This window comes from Allokutzneria sp. NRRL B-24872 (assembly GCF_002155965.1).
GTDB lineage: Bacteria > Actinomycetota > Actinomycetes > Mycobacteriales > Pseudonocardiaceae > Allokutzneria.
The window spans coordinates 21,927-42,110 of record NZ_MUMH01000016.1 but is presented as its reverse complement, the minus strand read 5'-3'; the positions used below and the strand labels follow the sequence as shown (position 1 = coordinate 42,110).

Annotated in this window: 20 protein-coding genes; 13 read left to right on the top strand and 7 right to left on the bottom strand. The window is 68.9% G+C overall.

The features are described from left to right. Positions 1–39: 39 nt before the first annotated feature. The 5 genes from CCN37_RS04545 (at position 40) to CCN37_RS04525 (ending at position 7,640) form a co-directional block, all read left to right on the top strand. Positions 40–1,500 (top strand): aldehyde dehydrogenase family protein, encoded by a 1,461-nt coding sequence (locus tag CCN37_RS04545; protein ID WP_086819369.1) that lies wholly within the window; start codon positions 40–42, stop codon positions 1,498–1,500. 18 nt (positions 1,501–1,518) lie between these two features. Beyond that, complete coding sequence (locus tag CCN37_RS04540; protein WP_086819368.1) at positions 1,519–3,021, top strand: APC family permease; 1,503 nt, start codon at positions 1,519–1,521, stop codon at positions 3,019–3,021. Beyond that, entirely contained in the window at positions 3,018–4,553 is a 1,536-nt protein-coding gene (locus CCN37_RS04535) for a GMC family oxidoreductase (RefSeq protein ID WP_086819367.1), read from the top strand. The genes CCN37_RS04540 and CCN37_RS04535 overlap by 4 nt, the downstream gene beginning before the upstream one ends. 300 nt (positions 4,554–4,853) lie before the next feature. After that, positions 4,854–6,086, top strand: a complete 1,233-nt coding sequence (locus CCN37_RS04530; RefSeq protein WP_143261428.1) for an HNH endonuclease signature motif containing protein — start codon at positions 4,854–4,856, stop codon at positions 6,084–6,086. A gap of 372 nt (positions 6,087–6,458) precedes the next feature. Then, on the top strand, positions 6,459–7,640 hold the full coding sequence (locus CCN37_RS04525; protein WP_086819401.1) for a hypothetical protein: 1,182 nt from the start codon (positions 6,459–6,461) through the stop codon (positions 7,638–7,640). A 335-nt stretch (positions 7,641–7,975) separates the two neighbouring features. Here CCN37_RS04525 and CCN37_RS04520 read toward each other — a convergent pair whose 3' ends face one another. After that, on the bottom strand, positions 7,976–9,628 hold the full coding sequence (locus CCN37_RS04520; RefSeq protein ID WP_086819365.1) for a BTAD domain-containing putative transcriptional regulator: 1,653 nt from the start codon (positions 9,626–9,628) through the stop codon (positions 7,976–7,978). A gap of 91 nt (positions 9,629–9,719) precedes the next feature. Continuing rightward, positions 9,720–10,970, bottom strand: coding sequence for a glycosyltransferase (locus CCN37_RS04515; protein WP_086819364.1), 1,251 nt, complete (start codon positions 10,968–10,970; stop codon positions 9,720–9,722). Positions 10,971–11,041: 71 nt separating this feature from the next. Here CCN37_RS04515 and CCN37_RS04510 point away from each other — a divergent pair, with 71 nt between their 5' ends. From CCN37_RS04510 to CCN37_RS39625, 4 genes are read left to right on the top strand one after another with little or no spacing between them, the layout of a single operon-like run. Next, positions 11,042–12,193, top strand: a complete 1,152-nt coding sequence (locus CCN37_RS04510; protein ID WP_168200515.1) for a glycosyltransferase 87 family protein — start codon at positions 11,042–11,044, stop codon at positions 12,191–12,193. Beyond that, positions 12,180–12,617: an SRPBCC domain-containing protein gene (locus CCN37_RS04505; RefSeq protein ID WP_086819362.1), complete on the top strand. Its 438-nt coding sequence runs from the start codon at positions 12,180–12,182 to the stop codon at positions 12,615–12,617. Before CCN37_RS04510 ends, CCN37_RS04505 begins: the two co-directional genes overlap by 14 nt. Then, complete coding sequence (locus CCN37_RS04500) at positions 12,614–12,922, top strand: helix-turn-helix transcriptional regulator (protein ID WP_086819361.1); 309 nt, start codon at positions 12,614–12,616, stop codon at positions 12,920–12,922. Before CCN37_RS04505 ends, CCN37_RS04500 begins: the two co-directional genes overlap by 4 nt. Before the next feature lie 54 nt (positions 12,923–12,976). Next, on the top strand, positions 12,977–13,207 hold the full coding sequence (locus CCN37_RS39625) for a hypothetical protein (protein ID WP_168200514.1): 231 nt from the start codon (positions 12,977–12,979) through the stop codon (positions 13,205–13,207). Here CCN37_RS39625 and CCN37_RS04490 read toward each other — a convergent pair. Beyond that, positions 13,204–13,464, bottom strand: coding sequence for a helix-turn-helix transcriptional regulator (locus CCN37_RS04490; RefSeq protein ID WP_086819360.1), 261 nt, complete (start codon positions 13,462–13,464; stop codon positions 13,204–13,206). The two genes, CCN37_RS39625 and CCN37_RS04490, sit on opposite strands and share 4 nt — an antisense overlap. Positions 13,465–13,517: 53 nt before the next feature. After that, positions 13,518–14,177 (bottom strand): TetR/AcrR family transcriptional regulator, encoded by a 660-nt coding sequence (locus tag CCN37_RS04485; protein WP_086819359.1) that lies wholly within the window; start codon positions 14,175–14,177, stop codon positions 13,518–13,520. Between the two features lie 75 nt (positions 14,178–14,252). Between CCN37_RS04485 and CCN37_RS04480 the strand changes: the two genes are divergently transcribed. Together CCN37_RS04480 and CCN37_RS04475 are read left to right on the top strand one after the other, a co-directional pair. Continuing rightward, complete coding sequence (locus tag CCN37_RS04480) at positions 14,253–15,206, top strand: zinc-binding dehydrogenase (RefSeq protein WP_086819358.1); 954 nt, start codon at positions 14,253–14,255, stop codon at positions 15,204–15,206. A gap of 155 nt (positions 15,207–15,361) precedes the next feature. Beyond that, complete coding sequence (locus CCN37_RS04475; protein ID WP_168200513.1) at positions 15,362–15,781, top strand: organic hydroperoxide resistance protein; 420 nt, start codon at positions 15,362–15,364, stop codon at positions 15,779–15,781. On the opposite strand, the gene CCN37_RS04470 is transcribed toward CCN37_RS04475, so the two are convergent. Continuing rightward, positions 15,762–16,370 (bottom strand): hypothetical protein, encoded by a 609-nt coding sequence (locus tag CCN37_RS04470; protein WP_143261427.1) that lies wholly within the window; start codon positions 16,368–16,370, stop codon positions 15,762–15,764. The genes CCN37_RS04475 and CCN37_RS04470 overlap by 20 nt on opposite strands. 244 nt (positions 16,371–16,614) lie before the next feature. On the opposite strand from CCN37_RS04470, the gene def reads away from it, so the two are divergent. Then, positions 16,615–17,118, top strand: a complete 504-nt coding sequence (gene def / locus CCN37_RS04465) for a peptide deformylase (protein WP_086819355.1) — start codon at positions 16,615–16,617, stop codon at positions 17,116–17,118. A 65-nt stretch (positions 17,119–17,183) separates the two neighbouring features. After that, a complete protein-coding gene (locus CCN37_RS04460) occupies positions 17,184–17,501 on the top strand; it encodes a DUF3040 domain-containing protein (protein ID WP_086819354.1) in 318 nt (105 codons plus the stop codon). Here CCN37_RS04460 and CCN37_RS04455 read toward each other — a convergent pair. Both CCN37_RS04455 and CCN37_RS04450 read right to left on the bottom strand, forming a co-directional pair. Beyond that, a complete protein-coding gene (locus CCN37_RS04455) occupies positions 17,455–18,999 on the bottom strand; it encodes an NCS1 family nucleobase:cation symporter-1 (RefSeq protein ID WP_086819353.1) in 1,545 nt (514 codons plus the stop codon). The genes CCN37_RS04460 and CCN37_RS04455 overlap by 47 nt on opposite strands. 153 nt (positions 19,000–19,152) lie before the next feature. Next, the gene (locus CCN37_RS04450; protein ID WP_086819352.1) at positions 19,153–20,181 is read right to left on the bottom strand and encodes a glycoside hydrolase family 5 protein; all 1,029 of its coding nucleotides are present in this window, start codon (positions 20,179–20,181) and stop codon (positions 19,153–19,155) included. Positions 20,182–20,184 lie beyond the last annotated feature (3 nt).

Genomic DNA, 20,184 nt, shown 5'->3' with positions numbered 1-20,184 from the left:
GGGCTAGGGTCGGATTCACTCCGACGAAGGGGACCTCCGATGCCCGAGCTGTACATCGGCGGCAGGTGGGAGTCGGCTCGCGCCGGAGGGCGGCGCGAGATCCGATGCCCGGCCGACGGCGCTGTTGTGTCCACTGTGGACGAAGCGACCCGCGCGGACACCGAAGCCGCGATCGCCGCCGCCAGAACGGCTTTCGACACAGGGCCCTGGCCGAGGACGTCCGCCGCCGAGCGCGCCGCGCTGGTGCTGAAGGTCGCCGACCTGCTCCAGCGCGACAAGGCGGAGTTCGCCCGCGCGGAATCGCTGGACACCGGCAAACGCCTGGTGGAGAGCGAGTACGACGTCGACGACGTGACGGCCTGCTTCCGCTACTTCGCGTCGCAGGTCGGCGCGGAGGCGGGACGCGTGGTCGACACGGGCAACGCCAACGTGCTCAGCCGGGTCGTGCACGAGCCGGTCGGCGTGTGCGGGCTGATCACGCCGTGGAACTACCCGCTGCTGCAGACCTCGTGGAAGGTCGCGCCCGCGCTCGTGGCGGGGTGCACGTTCGTGCTGAAGCCGAGCGAGCTGACGCCGTCCACCGCGATCTTGCTGATGCGCTTGCTCGACGAGGCCGGACTGCCCGCCGGGGTGGCGAACCTGGTGCTGGGCGCCGGTCCTGCGGCGGGCGCGCCGCTGTCGGAGCACCCGGACGTCGACCTGGTGTCGTTCACCGGCGGCCTCGCGACGGGTCAGCGGATCATGGCATCGGCGGCTGCGACGGTGAAGAAGGTCGCACTGGAGCTGGGCGGCAAGAACCCCAACATCGTCTTCGCGGACGCGGACTTCGAGACGGCCGTCGACTACGCGCTGACCGCGATCTTCCTGCACTCGGGCCAGGTCTGTTCCGCCGGAGCGCGGCTGATCGTCCAGGACGAGCTGCACGACCGCTTCGTCGACGAACTGGTGCGCCGGGCTTCGGCGATCCGGCTCGGCGGGCCGTTCGACGAGAAGGCCGAGACCGGGCCGCTGATCTCCGAGGCGCACCGCGCCAAGGTCGAGGCGTACGTGGCGGCCGGTATTGCCGAGGGAGCGGTGCTGCGCTGCGGCGGAGTCGTTCCAGAAGGACCGGGTTTCTATTACCCGCCAACGATTCTTGACGAGTGCCGGTCGGGGATGTCGGTGCTGCGTGAGGAGTCCTTCGGGCCGGTGCTGACCGTCGAGCGCTTCACCGACGAGGACGACGCGGTGCGGCTCGGCAACGACACCGACTACGGCCTCGCCGGGGCGGTGTGGACCACCGATTCCGGGCGGGCGCAACGGGTCGCGGCGCGGCTGCGGCACGGAACCGTGTGGATCAACGACTACCACCCCTATGTGCCGCAGGCGGAATGGGGCGGTTTCAAGCGCTCGGGCGTCGGGCGTGAACTGGGTCCGAGCGGGCTGGCCGAATACCGGGAGAGCAAGCACGTCTGGCAGAACCTGAACCCGGAACCGCAGCACTGGTTCGCCGGGAGCTGACCTGAGCGGAGGGACCACATGGCGGAGAGTCCGGAGGACACGGGGCTCGCGCAGTTCGGCTACAAGCAGGAACTCAAACGCACACTGGGCATCTTCCACACCTTCGCGGCGGGGATCAGCTACATCTCCATCCTCACCGGGACCTTCCAGCTGTTCTACCTCGGCATGGCGCAGGGCGGCCCCGCGTACTGGTGGTCGTGGCCGATGGTGTTCGTCGGCCAGCTCATGGTGGCGCTGTGCTTCGCCGAGCTGGCCGGCACCTACCCGGTCGCGGGCTCGGTCTACAACTGGACGAAGCGGCTGAGCAACCCGCACGTGGCCTGGCTGGCCGGGTGGATGATGCTCATCGCCTCGATCACCACCATCGCCGCGGTCGCGCTGGCCTACCAGCAGACGCTGCCGCAGATCTCCGCCGTGTTCCAGATCGTCGGCACCGGCGGCAACCCCACCGACTCCGCGACCAACGCGGTCGTGCTCGGCGCGGTGCTGATCCTGTTCACCACGTTGGTCAACGCCTTCGGGGTCAAGCTCATGGCACGCATCAACAGCGCGGGCGTGCTCATCGAGCTGATCGCCGCCGTGCTGCTGATCATCGTGCTGGCGGCCAACATCACCCGCGGCCCGGAGGTGGTCACCGAGACGCACGGCACCGGCGCCGGGCACTCCCTCGGCTACCTCGGCGCGTTCCTGACCGCGGCGCTGGCCTCGGCCTACGTCATGTACGGCTACGACACCGCCGCCTCGCTCGGCGAGGAGTCGCTCAACCCGCGCAAGAACGCGCCGAAGGCGATCCTGCGCGCGCTGATCGCCTCGTTCGTGCTCGGCGGGCTGATCCTGCTGTTCGCGCTGATGGCGGCCAAGGACATCAACGCGCCCGAGCTGACCACGACCGGGCTCCAGTTCATCCTGCTCGACGTGCTCGGCCCGACACTGGGCACGGTGTTCCTGTGGGCCGTGGTCGTCGCGATCACCGTGTGCGTGCTCGCCGTGCAGACCGCGAGCATCCGGATGGCCTTCGCCATGGCCAGGGACAACAACCTGCCAGCCGCTGGGCTGCTGGCCAGGGTGAGTCCGCGCTTCGGCACCCCCGTCGCGCCCGCGGTGATCACCGGGTTGATCGCGGTCTGCGTCCTGGTGGTGAACGTGGGGCAGCCGCAGATCTTCGCGGTGATCACCAGCATCGCGATCATCATGATCTACATCGCGTACCTGATGGTGACCGTGCCGATGCTGCTGGCGCGCCTGCGCGGCCGGTGGCAGCCCGCGGGCTTCTCGTTGGGGCGCTGGGGGATTCCGGTGAACGTGCTGGCGATCCTGTGGGGCACCGGCATGACGCTGAACCTGCTGTGGCCGCGCCAGGAGATCTACAACCCGAGCGAGCCGTTCCACTGGTACCTGAGGTGGGGCGCCGTGCTGTTCGTCGGCGGGGTCGCGCTCGTCGGCTTCACCTACTACTGGTTCGTGCTGCGGCACAAGACCGGCGTGCGGCCTGAGAATGCCTGGTCGGAGGAGGGTTCGTGAACGAGTTCGACTACGTCATCGTCGGGGGCGGCACGGCGGGGTCGGTGCTCGCCGCGCGGCTGTCGGAGGACCCCGACGTCACCGTCTGCCTGCTGGAGGCCGGACCGTCCGATGTGGACGATGAGGCGATCCTGCGCCTCGACCGCTGGATGGCGCTGCTGGAGTCCGGCTACGACTGGGACTACCCGGTCGAGGCGCAGGCCAACGGCAACTCGTTCATGCGCCACGCGCGCGCCAAGGTGCTCGGCGGGTGCTCCTCGCACAACTCGTGCATCGCGTTCTGGGCTCCGGCCGAGGACCTGGACGAGTGGGCCGCCAACGGCTGCACCGGCTGGAGCGCTGCGGAGATCTTCCCGCTGTACCAACGCTTGGAGACCAACGACGGGCCCGGCGAGCACCACGGGCGCTCCGGTCCCGTGCAGATCCGCAGCATCAAGTCCGTCGATCCCTGCGGCGCCGCGCTCCTCGAAGCCTGTGCGGCGACCGGGATTCCGCGCGCGGAGTTCAACTCCGGCACGACCGTGACCAACGGCGCCAACTGGTTCCAGATCAACTCCGACGCCGCGAACAACCGCTCATCGGCCTCGGTCGCCTACCTGCACCCGATCATGGGCACGCGCCCCAACCTCGAAGTGCGCACCGGCGTCCGCGCGAAGAAGCTCGTCATCTCCTCCGGCCGCTGCACCGGCGTCGACTACCTCGCGCCCGACCTGCTGCACACGCTCACCGCCTCCGCGCGCCGCGAGGTCATCGTCAGCTGTGGCGCGATCGAGAGCCCGAAACTGCTGATGCTCTCCGGCATCGGCCCCGCCCAGCACCTCCGCGAGTTCGGCATCGACGTCGTCGTCGACTCCCCGGGCGTCGGCGAGAACTTCCAGGACCACCCCGAGGGCGTGATCCAGTGGGAGGCCAAGCGCCCCATGCCCACCGAATCCACGCAGTGGTGGGAGATCGGCATCTTCACCACCACCAAGGACGGCCTCGACCGGCCCGACCTGATGTTCCACTACGGCTCGGTGCCCTTCGACCTCAACACCGCGCGGCACGGCTATCCGACGACCGAGAACGGCTTCTGCCTCACCCCGAACGTCACCCGGAGCCGATCCCTGGGAACCGTTCGCTTGCAGAGCCCCGATTATCGCGACCGCCCACTGGTCGATCCGCGTTATTTCACGCACGAGCACGACATTCGCGTGATGACGCACGGGTTCCGACTGGCTCGGCGGATCGTCGCGCAGGAGTCGATGTCGCCGTGGGCCGGGGCGGAGTTGGCGCCTGGACCTGATGTGCGGTCGGACGACGAGTTGCTGGACTACATCCGGAAAACGCACAACACCGTGTACCACCCGTCGTCGACCGTGCGGATGGGAGCGGACGCCGGGTCGCCCTTGGACGCGGAGCTGCGGGTGAAGGGCGTGTCAGCGCTGCGGGTGGCTGACGGCTCCGTGATGCCGTTCTTGATCGCTGTGAATCCGTGCATCACGACGATGATGATCGGGGAGAAGTGCGCTGATCTGGTTCGGGGGGTTTAGCGCTTTTTTGGCTGGGGCACGGCTGGGCTTCCTGGTCGGGACGGCTTGGACTTCCAGCTCGCACCGGTACCAGCGTGGGGTCGGCTTGACCTGGGGGCCCCTTGCGCGTGCCCCTGGGCCTTACAGGGGCACGGGTAGTGAACCCGGCCCTCGCGCAAGCGTACGGCACGCGCACCCCAGGTAAAGCCGACCAGTTTCGCTCGCGGCTGAAAGCCGCGTTTTCCCTTAGCCTGCAACGGATTTGACGCCCTCACAGGACTTGCTAAAATTGAGGTATCCAACAGATAAGGAGGTGTGATCATGTTGGATATCGCAGAACTCCAGTCAACATTGATAGATCATCTCCAAGTACAAGACGTCTACCGGCTTTCCGAGGAAGAACACCTCGCGTTCCTGGACGGCCTGGAAACCCTCTCGAACCTTGTGACCGCTGTGAAGACTGACGCGGCGACGCACGCGGAGGAGCGTGGCTTGCACACCTCGCTGGGGTGCCGGAACATCGCGACGTTGTTGCGGTCGCGGTTGAGGATCTCTCCGGCGGAGGCGAAGCGACGCTCCCGCCTGGTGGCCGAGTTGCCTGGCGTGCCCCAGACTCGGGATGCGGTGTATGCGGGTGTGTTGAGTGGTGAGCATGCGTTGATCATTTCCGATGTCATCCAGAACATCCCCGCCGCCGAAGCGGAGTTGGCCGAGAAGACGCTGCTGGACTTCGCCCCCACCCTTACCCCGCAGGAGTTGACCTATGCGGGTAAGCGGTTGCGGTCGCATTTTGATCAGGACGGTGCCTTCAAGGACGAGCAGGAGGGTGTGAAGGCTCGGTCGTGGAAGATGACCAAGAACCAGCACGGCTGGCTGGTCTTCAACGGCTGCCTCCCACCGCTGGAAGGCGCGATGGTCGAAGAGGCATTGCACGCGGTGTCGAAGCCTCGTCCGGTGGGTGGGGAGAAGGACCCGCGCACACCCGAGCAGCGCTACGCCGACGGCTTGTGCGAGCTGATCACGATCGCGATGTCGACCAAGGATCTGCCGATGAGTGGCGGGGTGCGGCCGCAGATGGTCGTCACGATGCGCCTGGACTGGCTGGAAGAGAAAGTTCGGACCGGCTACACCGATTGGGACGGTGAAGCGACGGCGTCGCTGTTGCGGCAACTGTCCTGCGACGCCGAACTCATCCCCGTCGTCCTCAACGGGGAGAGCATCCCCCTCGACTACGGACGCTCCGTCCGCACAGCGCCACCCCCGCTTCGGCGGGCATTGGCGGTGCGGGACAAGGGATGCGCCTTCCCGGGGTGTGATCGGCCACCGGCGTGGACGGAAGCTCACCATGTATTGCACTGGACACGACACCGAGGGCCTACCGATCTCGGGAACATGGTCTTGCTGTGCTCGCACCACCATCACGTGATCCACGAAGAAGGCTGGAAGATCGTCTTCGCCGAGGACGGGCGGCCGGACTTCATCCCGCCACCGTGGGTGGACCCGGAACAGAAACCCCTGCGCAACATCAGAGTCGACCCACGACTCAGGGGATAGAGGCACGCGCGACAACAGTAACGGAGGGTGTATTCGGCATGCGCGTGAAGTGGTGCACGGGCGACAGCGGAGCGTCCACCGAGCCAATGCGTGGAGCGGGGCTGGAACGTAAGGGGCACAACGCAACCGAGGCTTTACCTGGGGTGCGCGTGCCATACGCTCGTCCGCGTGGGCCGGGATTCATCCCGTGCCCGCCCGGCCAATGAGGGCACGCGCAAGGGGCCCCAGGTCAAGCCGACCCCACGCTAGAAGAAGCCCCTGAGGTTGCGTGTTCGCCAGCTGCGGCTCAACGGCGGATGGTGCGATCGAACAGAGGTGGGACAATTACGGGATGTGGTGCTACTTGGTTGATTGATCACGGTGGAGGCTGTCGTGCGCGTGATCAGGCTGGTAGTGGTGGTCGTGCTCGTGTTGGCTGGGCTCGCGGTCCCGGCGGGCGCGGCGGTGCCGTTCCCGCGCATCGACGCGAGCCGGTTCGTCTACGTCCAAGGGCAGACGTTCGCGGTGTACAAGGCGAACATGGACGCGCTGGAGCGGAACGCACAGCTGAAACCCAAGGGGCTCAACGATGTTCTGGCCAGCGCGAACCGCAAGGGGCGGCCGCTGTGCCACGGGACCCACCTCAAGGCCGGGCTCGGGCCGAAGGGGTTCTGCTGGCAGGACGGCGAGGACGACGACACCAACGCGTGGATTCCGCAGGGGCTGACCGGGTCGGGGGACGCCGAGGCCGCAGGGACGGTCGGCGGGAAGCGGATCGTCGCGGCGAGCTGGCACACGCCGGGGGACACCTTCACTCGGGTGTCGTTCCTCGACGAGAAAACATTGTCCTATCGACATGTCTTATTGGTGGAGCCGCACGCGGCCGGGGATTTCAAGGCGATCTCCAGCCACGGGGACGGGTTGTCGTGGTTCGGCAACCACCTCTACCTGGCGCAGGGGAGCGTTCTGCGGGTCTTCGACCTGCGGCACTTCTGGGCGATGGACACCGCGCCCGCGCACGTGGGGCGCAAAGCCGACGGGCGGTTCTCGGCGCGCTACCACGCCTGGGCGCTGCCGCAGATCGGCGCTTACTGGTACCAGGGCGGCGGGTGCGCGGCGGTCAATGGGGACAAACCGTGTTCGGCAAGCCTCTCCTTGGACCGGGGGAACAGTTCCCTGATCGTTGCCGAACACGTCGCCAAGGGCGGAGGCGGACGTGTAATGCGGTGGCCGCTCGATCCGGGCACGGGATTGCTGCGCACTGAGCCGAACGGGTCAATTCGGGCGTTGGAGGCATTTCGCTCGCCGGTCTGGGCGATGCAGGGGGCGGTCTCGCACAACGGCCACCTCGTGGTCTCGGGCGCCTGCGCGCAGCACGCGGGCAAGCCGGTGGACCTGCCGAGCTGCCTGCACGGCGGCGTCGCAGGGCAGAGCATTTCCCAGTTGACCGAGGCGCCCGTCAACAACCAAAACCTGTCCTACTGGCCGGCTACCGGTGAGTTGTGGTTGATGAACGAGCAGCTGCGCGAACGAGTCGTCGCGCGCATCCCCTGGCGGGCTCTCGCGGGTGGGTAAAAATGTGGAGGGGCATGCTTAATCTCCGTGCCCTTCGATTGCTTGAGGAAGATTTTACGTCGTGAGCACGCTCTGGCCAGGATCTTTTCTTGCTTCAGCGCTGGCCGAATGCTGAAGGATCGTCAGCTTGACCTCGCTTTCCCGGGGGTGACCCTAAATGTGCGTTAAGGGTGCGGTGATGCGGGTCACACTCCGATAATCGCGTCATCGGGCGTCTGCTAGCTTTGCCCTCGTTCGATTCCGGGGGTAACTCCCCGAGCGAATCGAAATCATCACGAACTTCATTCCCGCCGGTGATCTGTGCGCCCTGATCGCCGGCCTGCGGGGCGGTCGGCTCAAGTCAGGACCCCCAGCCCGACTTGGGCCGGCCTGCCCTTCCCCTCGGGTGCGCAGTGCTCCCTGGCGAGGAGCCGGAACAAATCCGGCAACCGATAGCGGTCCCCGTCACCGGTGAGCAGCACCCGGGACGCGGCGAGGCTCTCCAGCAGCCGAGCCGCCCTCTCCGAGCTCACTCCGGCGAGCGCCCCAGCGACCGCCGGAGTGATCTCGGAGAAGCCCAGCAGCCCCAGCCGCCGGAACAACCGGCCCGCGTGCGGACCGAGCGCTCGCACGCTGCCCTCCAGCGCCTCCCGCAGGTCCAACCCGCCGTGCCGCAGCTCGGTCAGCCGGTGCGCGTCGTCGGCCAGGCGGTCGGACATCCGCTGCAAAGTCCACTGTGGATGATCGGCGAGCTTGGCGCCGACGATGCGCAGGGCGAGCGGAAGACCCTCGCACAGGAACGCGATGCGCCGCGCCGAGAGCTGTTCGGCGGCCACCCGGCCCCCGCCGATGAGCGCGCCGAGCAGGCTCAGCGACTCCTGCGAGCCCAGGCCGCTCAGCTCGACGCGGTGCGCGCCCGCGAGCCCGGTCAGCCGCCTGCGCGAGGTGACGAGCACGGCGCAGCCACCGGAACCGGGCAGCAGCGGCGCGACGTGGTTCTCATCGGCGACGTTGTCCAGCACGACCAGCGCACGGCGTTCGGCGAGAAGACTGCGGTAGAGCGCGGCGCGCTCGTCCGGGCCGTCCGGGACCTGGGACGAGCCGAGCGCGCGCAGGAAACCGGCCAGAACGTCCATTGTGGACAGTGGATTGTCCTTGCCCGAACGGAAGTCAGCGTAGAGCTGGCCGTCGCGGAACTCGGAGCGGAGCCGGTGGCCGACGCGCACGGCGAGCGCGGACTTGCCGGTCCCGGGCGCGCCGGTGACCACCGCGACGGCGGGTGCGTAGCCGGAGGGCGAGCCGTCGAGCGCCGCGCACAGCTGATCGGCCTCGGCGACGCGCCCGGTGAGATCGGCGAGGTCGGCGGGCAGCTGCGCGGGCCGGACCTCGGGGGAGCCGAGGACCCGCAGCGCTTCCGCGCGTCGGCCGCAGCGGTGCAGCGCGGTCACCAGCAGGCCGCGCAGGCGTTCGCGCAGCGGGTAGCGGTCGGACAACCGGGTCAGCTCGGCGACCAGGTCACCGCCGCGACCGAGCTCCAGCTCCAGTTCCGCGTACTCCTCGGTGATCTCCGCGCGCAGCTCTTCCACGGCCGTCGTGTCGAGGTCGATGCCGGGCAGCACCGGTCCACGGAACTCCTCAAGCGCCTCGCGCAGGTAGCGCGCCTTCTCCTCGGGGTCCGTGGCGGCGCGCCCCGCGCGGACGAGCGCTTCGCACCAGCGCAGGTCCAGGCGGTGGCCGCTGGCGTCGATGAGGTAGCCGGGGGAGCGCGTGATGATCACGCCGGGATCGCCGAAAGCCTTGCGCAGCGCGGAAACCGCGATCTTCACCTGCTTGCGCGCGGACTCGCGCGGGCGGTCGGGCCAGGCCAGCTCGGCCAGCTCGTCCACCCCGACGACCTGCCCGCAGCGCAGCAGGAGGACGGCCAGGAGCGCGCGCTGCCGCTTCCCGTTGACCGGAACGCGACCGCGCGCACCCCTGACTTCCAACTCTCCGAGGACCCGGAACTCCATGTGGCACCCCCGTCCTGGAACCAGGATGCCGCCCGCCGCTGACCGGGCGCTAAAAACGCTGTACCGCACCCATACCGGGGTGATACCCGGGCTAGAGGCGCTTCAGGAACTCGACCACCGGGGCAGCTCCGTCCTCGGCGTTGACCAGCTCGGACAGCGCGGTCGCGCGCTCGCGGAAGCGCGGGTCGGTCACGGCCGCGTGGATGGCGGCGCCGAGCCGGTCCGCGGTGATCGTGCTCATCGGGACCGGCGGGGTCGCGACACCGAGCCTGGCCAGCGTGCCGGACCAGAACGGCTGGTCGGCCAGCACCGGAACGGGGATCGCGGGCGCGCCCGCGCGCAGCGCCGCCGCCGAGGTGCCCGCGCCCGCGTGGTGCACGACCGCGGCCATCCTCGGGAACAGCCACTCGTGCGGCACATCGCCGACGGTGATCAGGTTCTCGTCCCGGAGGGAACTCATGTCCGCCCAGCCCGCCTGGATCACGCCGCGCACTCCGGCCTGCCGCAGCGCGGTCGCGGCGAGGCGCCCCAGGTGCTCGCCGTCCCCGGGAACCATGCTGCCGAAACCGACGAAAACCGGCGGCGGGCCCGCTTCGAGGAACTCCACCAGTTCGGCGGGAGGCTGCCAGCCCGGCGCGACGTGCGGCCACCAGTAGCCGCAGACCTCAAGGCCCTCGCGCCAGTCGGTGGGGCGCGGGATCACGTGCTCGCTGTAGCCGTTGAACACCGGCCACTTCTCGGCGTCCTGCTCGCGCAACCCCTGGCCGAGGGAGAGCTTCGGCAGCCTGAAGCGCTCGCGCACCGCTGCCACGGCGGGGATGTAGGCCGAGCCGACCATGCGCATCATGGCGTGCGCCGCGAGGACGTTGCCGGTCGGGCCGAAGGAGCCGCCCTTGCTCAGCAGCGGTGCGAACTCGCGCGTGGGGTGGGAGGGGGAGAGGAACACCCCGGCGCTGGGCACGCGCAGGCCCTTGGCGACCGAGTACGCGATCATGGAGACCATCGGCGCAGCGAGCAGGACGTCGGGGCCCTCCTCCTCGGCCACGTCGGCGAGCGCCCCCGCCGCGTGCACCATCTCCTTCTTCAGCACCTTCATCTGCCTGAACATGCCGATCGCGGAGGACTTGGCCTGGGACCACTTCTGGCCGTCCTCGGACTTCAGCGCCTCACGGGGGTCGCCCGGCAGCGCGCGGAAGTCGAGCCCGCACGCGCGCACCATCTCCTCGAACGGCCCGTGCGTGGCGATGGTGACCTTGTGGCCTTCGGCGATCAGGCGCACGCCGAGGCCCGTGTACGGGGAGACGTCTCCCCTGGAACCGGCGGTCGCGAGTAGCACGTGCATGGCTGCTTCTCCCCCTTGGCGAGTGGTCGATCGCAACGCTAGCTCTTGGGCTCTGTATGAAGGCACGTGTGGTGCACACTCGGAACGCTCTGCTTGCCCTCGCGGCGGCGACCGTGCTAGCGGCGCTGTTCACCTGGGGATCGACGCTGATCGACCTCCAGGTCTACCGGGCGGGCGGGCACGCCTGGCTCAACGGTCTGCCGCTGTACGGCGCCGGTTTCCCCTACCTGCCCAGCGACACCGGCCTGCCGTTCACCTACCCGCCGTTCGCCGCGCTGCTCTTCGCCCCGCTCGCGCTGCTGCCGATGACCGGCGCGGTGGTGGTGCTGACGCTGCTGACCGTGCTCGCGCTGGCCGGGACCTGCGTGCTCGTCGTGCGCCACCTCGGCAGGAACTGGTTGCTGGGCCTGGTTTTCACGCTGCTGTGCGTGCTGGTCGAGCCGGTCCGGTCGTCGCTGTGGCTCGGCCAGATCAACGTGCTGCTGATGGTCGCGGTCGTCGCGGACTGCCTGCTCCCGAGGACGCCGTGGCCGCGGGGCCTGCTGATCGGGATCGTCGCGGCGATCAAGCTGACCCCGGCCGCTTTCGGGCTGTACTTCGTGGTGGCGCGGCAGTGGCGGCCGGTCGGCAACGTGGTCCTGGGCTTCCTCGGGGCCACCGCGTTGGGTTTGCTGTTGGCGCCCAAGGACTCCATGGCCTACTGGTTCGGCGTTCTCGCCAGCACGGACCGCATCGGGGCCTCGTGGTCGCGGGACAACCAGTCGCTGCGCGGACTCCTCGCGCGCAGCGGGCTGCCGGACTCCGCGATCATTCCACTGTGGACGGTCGGGGTGGTGGTGATCGTCGCGGTGGCGTGGTTCGTCGCGGCCCGGCTGCGGCGGTGCGGCGAGGACCTGCTGGCGCTGACCGTGGTCGCCGTGGCGGGGTTGCTGGCCTCCCCTGTCTCGTGGACGACGCACTGGGTGTGGGTGGTGCCCGCGCTGATCGGACTGGTGCTCGCGCGGAGGTGGGTGTGGCTCGCCGTGGTGGCGGTGTTCTTCGCCGAGCCGCACCGGTTGATGTCACCGCACGGGAACTTCCTGTGGTGGCAGCACCTGGTCGGCAACGCCTACCTGATCGTCGCGGGCGCACTCCTGGTGCAACTCATGGGTTGCGCCTCACGGAACGATGTGCAACTCTTGGGTTGCGCCAACCGAGAGGGAGAACGCCATGAGCAGCACTGACCGCATCGAGCGGGAACTCGTCATCAACGCGCCGGTCGAGAAGGTGTGGTCCGCGATCACCGAGTCCGACCAGATCGTGAAGTGGTTGGGGGACTTCGCCGAGATCGACCTGAAGCCCGGCGGGCGGCTGGTCTTCGGCTGGGCCGAGCACGGGCGGTTCAACGCCGTCATCGACGAGGTCGAGCCCGCGTCGCGACTGGTCTACCGCTGGACGACCGAGGAGGGCGCCGAGGTCACCGACGGCAACGCCACCCGGGTCGAGTACACGCTCGCGCCGGAGGGCTCCGGCACCCGGCTTCGCTTGGTGGAGAACGGTTTCGACGCGCTCGCGTTCACACCGGAGGTGCGCGCCGCCAAGCACGCCGACAACGTCGGTGGCTGGCAGTCCGAGCTGGACGAGCTGAAGGTGTACGTGGAGGCATGATCGACGAGGTTCTGGCGGCTCTCGCCGATCCCATGCGCAGGCGGTTGCTCGACCTGATCGCCGAGAGGGGGGCGTGCTCGGCGACCGTGCTCGCCGCCGACCTCCCCGTCACCCGGCAGGCAGTGGTGAAACACCTTGCCGTGCTGGAGAAAGCCGCGTTGGTGGCCGGGCAGCGGCACGGGCGCGAGGTGCGCTACGCCGTCCGGCCGGAAGCGCTCGGGGCGACCGCGCGGTGGATGGACCACGTGGCGTCCGAGTGGGACCGCAGGCTCGCGGCGATCAAGCGAATCGCCGAGGAGTCGTAGCGAAGTCCTCCGGGTCGTCGTCGGGCAGCTGCCACGCCAGCGTCAGCGTTGGGCATGGCGGTGCCGAGCAGGAAGAGCGCCGCGGTCATCGCCGCGGTCAGCGAGCCCGCCTGCGGGTGCCCGGCGACGACGACGCCGTACGCCAGGTCGACCACCATCAGCGCGGCGGAGGGGATCAGGGTCGGCTCGCGGAACGGGGCGGCCGCGGCGATCGTGCACGCGAAGCCGATCAGCACCACCAGCGCGATCTTGCGGCGGTGGGCGCGGGTGACTGGACATGACTAGTCCTGGTAGAGCTGGGTGGACAGCGGGGTGAACGGTTCGCGGCCGAAGACGGCTTCCACGGGAAGGCCGAACACCGCGCAGATGCGCAACGCCAGGTCGAGGCTGGGGTAGTGGTCGCCCCGCTCCAGCGCGCCGATCGTCTGCGGGTTGACCTCGACGGCCTCCGCGAGTGCCGCGCGGCTCATCCGCCGCTCCGCGCGGAGCACCGGCAGGCGGTTGTAGATCGGCAGCCCTGCGCCGCGTCGTACCGGACTCATGAACGAACTGTTGTAAAAACCCAACGACGCGTCAAGTCTGCGCAACGATACGATCAGCCGGCGAACGGCTCCAGGCCCATGATCAGCGCGGTCAGCCCGAACTCGAACTGGGCGTCGCCGCCGCTGGTCGCGGCCAGCTCCCCGGCGAGGTCCACGACCGTCGGGTAGTCCACTTCGGACACTGCCGCCATGGTCGCGCGCAGTCGGCGCCGTCCTTCGGGGTCCTGCTTCTCGGCGTTCATCTGGGATTCCCACAGGGCGGCGCCGAGCACGAAGGTGAACAGCGAGGTGTGCGCCCGCGCCGCGTTCTCCTTGCTGAAGCCCGCTTCCCGCAGCGCGCGCACGACCGTCTCCGTCGCCGCGGCGGTCTCCGGGCCCTTGAGCGGCCTGCTCGCGAGGATGCGCAGCAGGCACGGGTGCTCCAGCAGCAGCTCGCGCAGACCCGTTGCGACAGAACGGAGTTGCTGCTGCCACGGGCCCTGTGCCGAGGAGAGCTTCCGCGTGCTGAACAGGTGGTCGCGGACGGCGTCGATCAGCTCGTCCTTGCCGCGGAAGTAGGTGTAGAGCGCCATCGGGCCGACGCCCAGTTCCTTCGCGAGCGCGCGCAGGCTGAACGCCTCGACGCCCTCGGTCTTCATCAGGCCGAGCGCCGTGGTGACGATCAGCTCCGGGTTGAGCGTGTTGCGCGGGGCCCTCGTGCGCTTGTCGGACATCACTTCTCCAGCTCGGCGACGCTACTGTACGGTGTACTGTACGCCGTACAGTCGTTGTTTGGAGAGGGACTCCCGATGCGCGCAGTGCAGATCACCGAGTTCGGTGGGCCCGAGGTGCTGACCATGGCCGAGCTGCCCGATCCCGTCGCCGGGTCCGGGCAGGTGCTGATCACCGTGGACCGCGCGGGCATCAACTACGCCGACACCCACCAGGTGGAGAACTCCTACCTGGCCCCCGCTTCGCTGCCGCTGGTCCCGGGGGGTGAGGTCGTCGGCCGCGCCGAGGACGGGCGCCGCGTCGTCGCGCTGCTCAACGGCGGCGGCTACGCCGAGAAGGCCGTCGCGGCGACGCACAGCACCTTCGACGTGCCCGAGGGCGTCAGCGACGGCGCCGCGCTCGCGCTGGTGTTGCAGGGCACGACCGCGTGGCACCTGCTGAGGACCTCCGCGCGGATGATCGAGGGCGAGACCGTCGTGGTGCACGCCGCCGCCGGAGGGGTCGGTTCCCTCGCGGTGCAGCTCGCCAAGCAGTGGGGCGCCGGGCGCGTCATCGCCACGGCCTCCACTGAGGAGAAGCGCGCCAAGGCTCTGGAGCTGGGCGCCGACGTCGCCGTCGACGGGGCTCCCGAGGGCTTGAAGGAGCGGCTGATCGAGGCCAACGGCGGCAAGCGCGTCGACATCGTGCTGGAGATGGTCGGCGGCCCGACCTTCGACGCTTCCCTTGCCGCGCTTGGACGTTTCGGCCGCGTCATCACCTACGGCGCCGCTTCGCGCGAGGCCGCGACGCCCGTCGTCCCCGCCGCGCTGATGCGGGGCTCGAAGTCCGTCGTCGGCTTCTGGCTGGCCGACTGCTTCGGCGTGCCCGGCATGATCGGCGAGCCGCTGGCCGAGCTGTTCGCGCTCGCGGAGAAGGGGCAGCTCACCGCGATCGTCGGCGGCGACTACCCGATGACCGAGGTCGCCAAGGCGCACAACGACATCCGCTCGCGCCGCACCGTCGGCAAGCTCGTCCTCGACCCGCGCGGCTAGGCCCCGCTCGCGCTGTCCACGACCACCCCGAACCCCACGCGTCCACGCACGCGAATGCCGCGTTTGGTCCGTTGAACCACCTGAATGACTCATTCAGTGCGTTCAAGTACCTGAATGAGTCATTCAGCGCTTAAGAGAAGGAGAGAGATGTGAGTGTGAGCAAGGTGTTGTACACGGCGCGCGCGACGGTGGACGGTGGGCGCGAGGGGAAGTCGGTCAGCGGGGACGGGCGCTTGGACGTCGCGCTCGCGCCGCCGACGGAGCTGGGGGGTTCGGGCAACGGCACCAACCCGGAGCAGCTGTTCGCGGCCGGGTTCGCGGCGTGCTTCCACAGCGCGCTGAAGTTGGTGGCGCGCAAGGCGAAGCAGGACGTCGCCGCCTCGACCGTCGCGGCCGAGGTGGGCATCGGTCCGCTGGCCGAGGGCGTGGGCTACGGCCTGCGCGTGCACCTCGTCGTGACGCTGCCCGGCCTGGACCGCGTCGTCGCTCAGCAGCTCGTCGAGGCGGCCGACCAGGTGTGCCCGTACTCCAACGCCACCAGGGGCAACATCCCGGTCACGCACGAGCTCGCTTGAGTTCGGCGGTGATCCCGCGCGCGATGCGCAGCCACCGCACGATCGCGCCGATCGCCAGCAGCGCGCTGAGGATCCCGCTGACCCGAAGGAACATGATGTCCAGCCAGCTCTTGGTGACCACGGTCTCCGGATCGGCGGCCAGCACCTCGATCTTGATCGGCGTGCTGGACTCCGAGCGCCCGGGCATCCGGCCCCGGTACTCGACCCCGTTCACCGTGTACTTGCCGTCGCACTTGGTGGTGCGCCCCTTGATGCACCCCGTGTAGGTCGCCTGTACCTCGATCGTCGGACTGGCGGCGAGCGCCGTGTGCGCCAGGCCCATGCCGCCGACGAACCCGGCGGACAGCACCAGCTGCAGCGCGATGAACGGCCCGCCGGTCGGGAGGTCCTTGCGCACCCGGTGATAGCGCGTCCTGCGCATCACCGCGAAGACCATGCCGACCAGGATGACCACACCGGCGAGGACCAGCGCCACGTCGCTCGACGCGTCACCGTCGCGGACGGCCCCGATGACCATGGCCGTGAGGAACGCCAGCGTCAGCCCGACCATCACCACACCGGTCGCGCGGCGGAAGAACAAGAGGTCCACGACCACATCCTGACAGGCTTCCCCCACGCCCACACCCACGCACGATTCGCAGAGTTCCCCAAGTCCCCAAAACCCGTTTCGTACTCAACTCGGGAAAGAGAGCGCTCCCCGTTCCCGTTATCGGTACGAAACGGGAAGGTCTAGACCACGGCCGGGCGCGATGAGGCGTGCGGGGTGGTGGTGGCGAGTGGGGTGGAGCTGGCGGTGGTTAAGCTCGGGGGAAAGCCAAGGGGGAGAGAAGAAGATGGCGATCCGGCCGTTGCGGTACTTCGGTGATCCGGTGTTGAAGTCGCCCTCGGAACCGGTGACGGTGTTCGACGCCAAGCTGAGGTCCCTTGTGGACGATCTGATGGAGACGGTCACGCTGCCGGGGCGCGCGGGGCTGGCGGCTCCGCAGATCGGGGTGGGGGCGCGTGCGTTCAGCTACCTGGTGGACGGGCAGCACGGGTACGTGGTGAACCCGGTGATCGTGGAGCTGTCGGAGAAGGTGCACGACGGCATCGAGGGTTGCCTTTCGGTGCCGGGGATGAACTTCCCGACGCGCAGGGCGACGTTCGCGACGGTGCGCGGCGTGGACGTGAACAACGAGCCGGTGGTGGTGAGCGGGCGCGGCGAGCTGGCGCGTTGCCTGCAGCACGAGACTGACCACCTGGACGGGATGCTGTACCTGGACCGGCTCGATCCCGCGCAGCGCAAGGAAGCCTTCCGCCTGGCTCGCGCGTCGGACTGGTTCTGGAAGGCGCGCTGAGTTTGACCGGCGGCACGTCCGGGCACCCGGGGAGCGCCAAGCGTCGCGCAGCCACGGGAGCCGCCATGCTGAGCCAGGACGACCAGGCCCGTTTCCGGGAGATCGAACGCAACCTCGCCCAGGAGGACCCCCGCTTCGCGCGTGCGCTCAGCGAGGGTCGTCCGCGACGTCCGACGGGGGACGTGTCGTGGTGGGCGGTGACGGTGTTCGCGCTCTCCTTGCTGTCGATCGCCGTCGCGGTGGTGGCGTTGTCGTTCTCGTTGCTGCTCTTCGGAGTCGTGCTGATCGGCGCGGCGATGCTGTTGCGCCGCAGGCACGTTCACCGGGGCCAGCGGCTCAGTCCACGACGCGAGCAGCCTCCCGGCGCCGCTGCGGCAAGCTGAGCAGCACGTAGGCCCCGAGCGCGACGACGAGCCCCACGGCCCAGCTGTAGTCGTAGAGCGGCTTCAGCAACGGGATCAGGCCGTCCTCGGGAAAGGGACCCTTGCCGGGCGCGGAGTACGCGCCGCCGACGGCCGCGACGCTGCCGAGGACGGTGGCGATCACGGCGTTGATGTTCCAGCCGCCGGTGAACCAGTACCGCCCGCCGCGCTGGTACAGATCGGGCAGGTGCAACGTCTTCTTGCCGAGCACCCAGTACCCGGCGGCGAGCACGCCCGCGATGGAGCCGAGCAGACCACCGTAGAAGCCGAGCCACACGTAGATGTAGATGTTGGGGTCGGCGACGAGGTGCCACGGCTGGATGGCGATGCCGAGCACGCCGGTGATCAGCCCGCCGACCCGGAAGCTGATCAGCCGGGGCGCGGCGTTGGAGAAGTCGTAGGACGGGCTGACCACGTTGGCCGCCACGTTCACCGACAGGGTCGCCACCATCACGGTGAACAGGCTCAGCGCCACCACGAGCGGGTTGTCGAACTTCTCGGTGAGCTTGATCGGGTCCCAGATCGCCTCGCCGTAGATCACCGCGGTGCCGGAGGTGATGAAGATCGACAGCAGCGCGAAGAAGGACATCGTGGTGGGCAGGCCGAGCACCTGGCCCCACGCCTGCTGCCGCTGGCTGCCGCCGAAGCGGGTGAAGTCGGGCATGTTCAGCGACAGCGTCGACCAGAAGGCGATCATGCCCATCAGCGAGGGCGCGAACACGCTCCAGAACTCGATGCCCCAGCCGAGCTTGGACGGCTGCTCCAGGATCGGCCCGACGCCGCCCGCCTCGATCAGCACCCACACCAGCAGCGCCACGGCGGCCACGATCACGAAGGGCGCGGCCCAGTTCTCGAAGCGCCGCAACGTGTCCATGCCCCGCCAGATGATCACCATCTGCAGCGCCCAGAAGAACAGGAAGGCCGCCCACAGCGTCCACGGCTGGCCGAACACGCGGTCGGCGTCGCGCCACCAGGAGCCGAGCAGCTTCCCGGCGAGCGCGTAGATCGCCTCGCCGCCGATCCAGGTCTGGATGCCGAACCACCCGCAGGCGATGAAGGCGCGCAGCAGTCCGGCGAAGTTGGCCCCGCGCACGCCGTAGAAGGCGCGCGCGAACACCGGGAACGGGATGCCGTACTTGGTGCCCGCGTGGCTGTTGAGCAGCATCGGGATGAGCACCAGCAGGTTCCCGAGCGTGATGGTGACGAAGGCCTGCACCCAGCTCATGCCCAGCGCGATCAGCCCGGAGGCCAACAGGTAGCTGGGGATGTTGTGCGCCATGCCGATCCACAGCGCGGCGAAGTTGTAGGTGGTCCACGTGCGCTTGGCCACCGGGACCGGGGCCAGCTCCTCGTTGTAGTACGGGCTGTGCTCGATCGAGGCCGGATCGGCGAGTTCCACCCGTCCGTCGGCTTGCGCGAGCTGGCCGGGATCGCCGGGTGGAGAGGAGGGCAGCGCCATGGGTCGCTCCTCGTTTCTGCTGGTGGGCACACATCGTCGGGGGCGGGGGCCGAGCGCGGGAGTGGCAAAGTGTCACAGCTTTGCCAAGTTGACCACACACTCTGTCCATTCGCGCCCCGCCGAAGGTGCCCACCAGCAGCGAGGTTCAGCCGATCAGCCGCGGACGCGGTCCCTGATCCAGCGACCGGCCTCCTTCAGCACGCCGGTCCCGGCGAAGGAGTTGCCCGCGCAGGTGCCCTCCTTGAACACCGCGCCCGAGCGGTGGTCGTCGGAGAAGTTCCAGTTGATCCAGCTGATCTTCTTCTGCGCCATCAGGTCGAGGTAGCGCTGCGAGCGGCCGAAGTCGTTGGCGCCCTCGCCCGCGGAGTTCTGCGTGCCGAACTCCGTGACGAAGACCGGGAGCTTGTCGGCCGCCCGCGACAGGGTGTTGAGGTAGGTGTCGTCGTGCGAGGCCGCGTAGAAGTGGAAGGTGTACATGAGGTTGCCGAGCGTCAGCGGGTTGTTCGCCACCTCGGACTCGTTCTTGCCGTAGGAGACGCCGAAGGAGGACCACGCCGGGGTGCCGACGAGCACCACCGCGTCGGCGTCCTTGGCGCGGATCACCGGGATCAGCTGCTCCGCGTAGCTCTTCACGCGCGACCACGTGACGCTGCCGCCGTTGGGCTCGTTGGCGATCTCGTAGAGGATGTTGGTCTTGTCCCTGTGCCGCTCGGCGATCTCGGTGAAGAACGTCTTGGCGCGCGCCAGGTTGTGGTTGGGGTCGCCCGGCGTGAGCATGTGCCAGTCGACCAGCGCGTACATGCCGCGCCGGGTGGCCTCCTCGATGTAGTTGTGCACCATGTCGGTGAACTTGCGCGGGTTGGTCTCGTACCCGCCTTCCTGGATGTACATGGAGATCCGCAGGACGTCAGCGCCCCAGTCGTTGGCGAGCGCGTCCAGCGACGCGGGCTTCACGCACTGGCTGTACCACTGGATGCCGTGCGTGCTCATGCCGCGCAGCTGGATCTGCTGACCGCTGGAGTTGCAGAGTTTCGTTCCACAGACCCGGAGTTGGCCGTTCGCGGCGGCGAACGAACCCGCGGGCAGAGCTGAAGCCTCCGCGGCGGACGCGCTTGGTACGAGCAGGGCGCCCGCGAAGACCGCGGCGGCTGAGACGAGCGTGCGAAGCGTGTGCCGACCCATCAC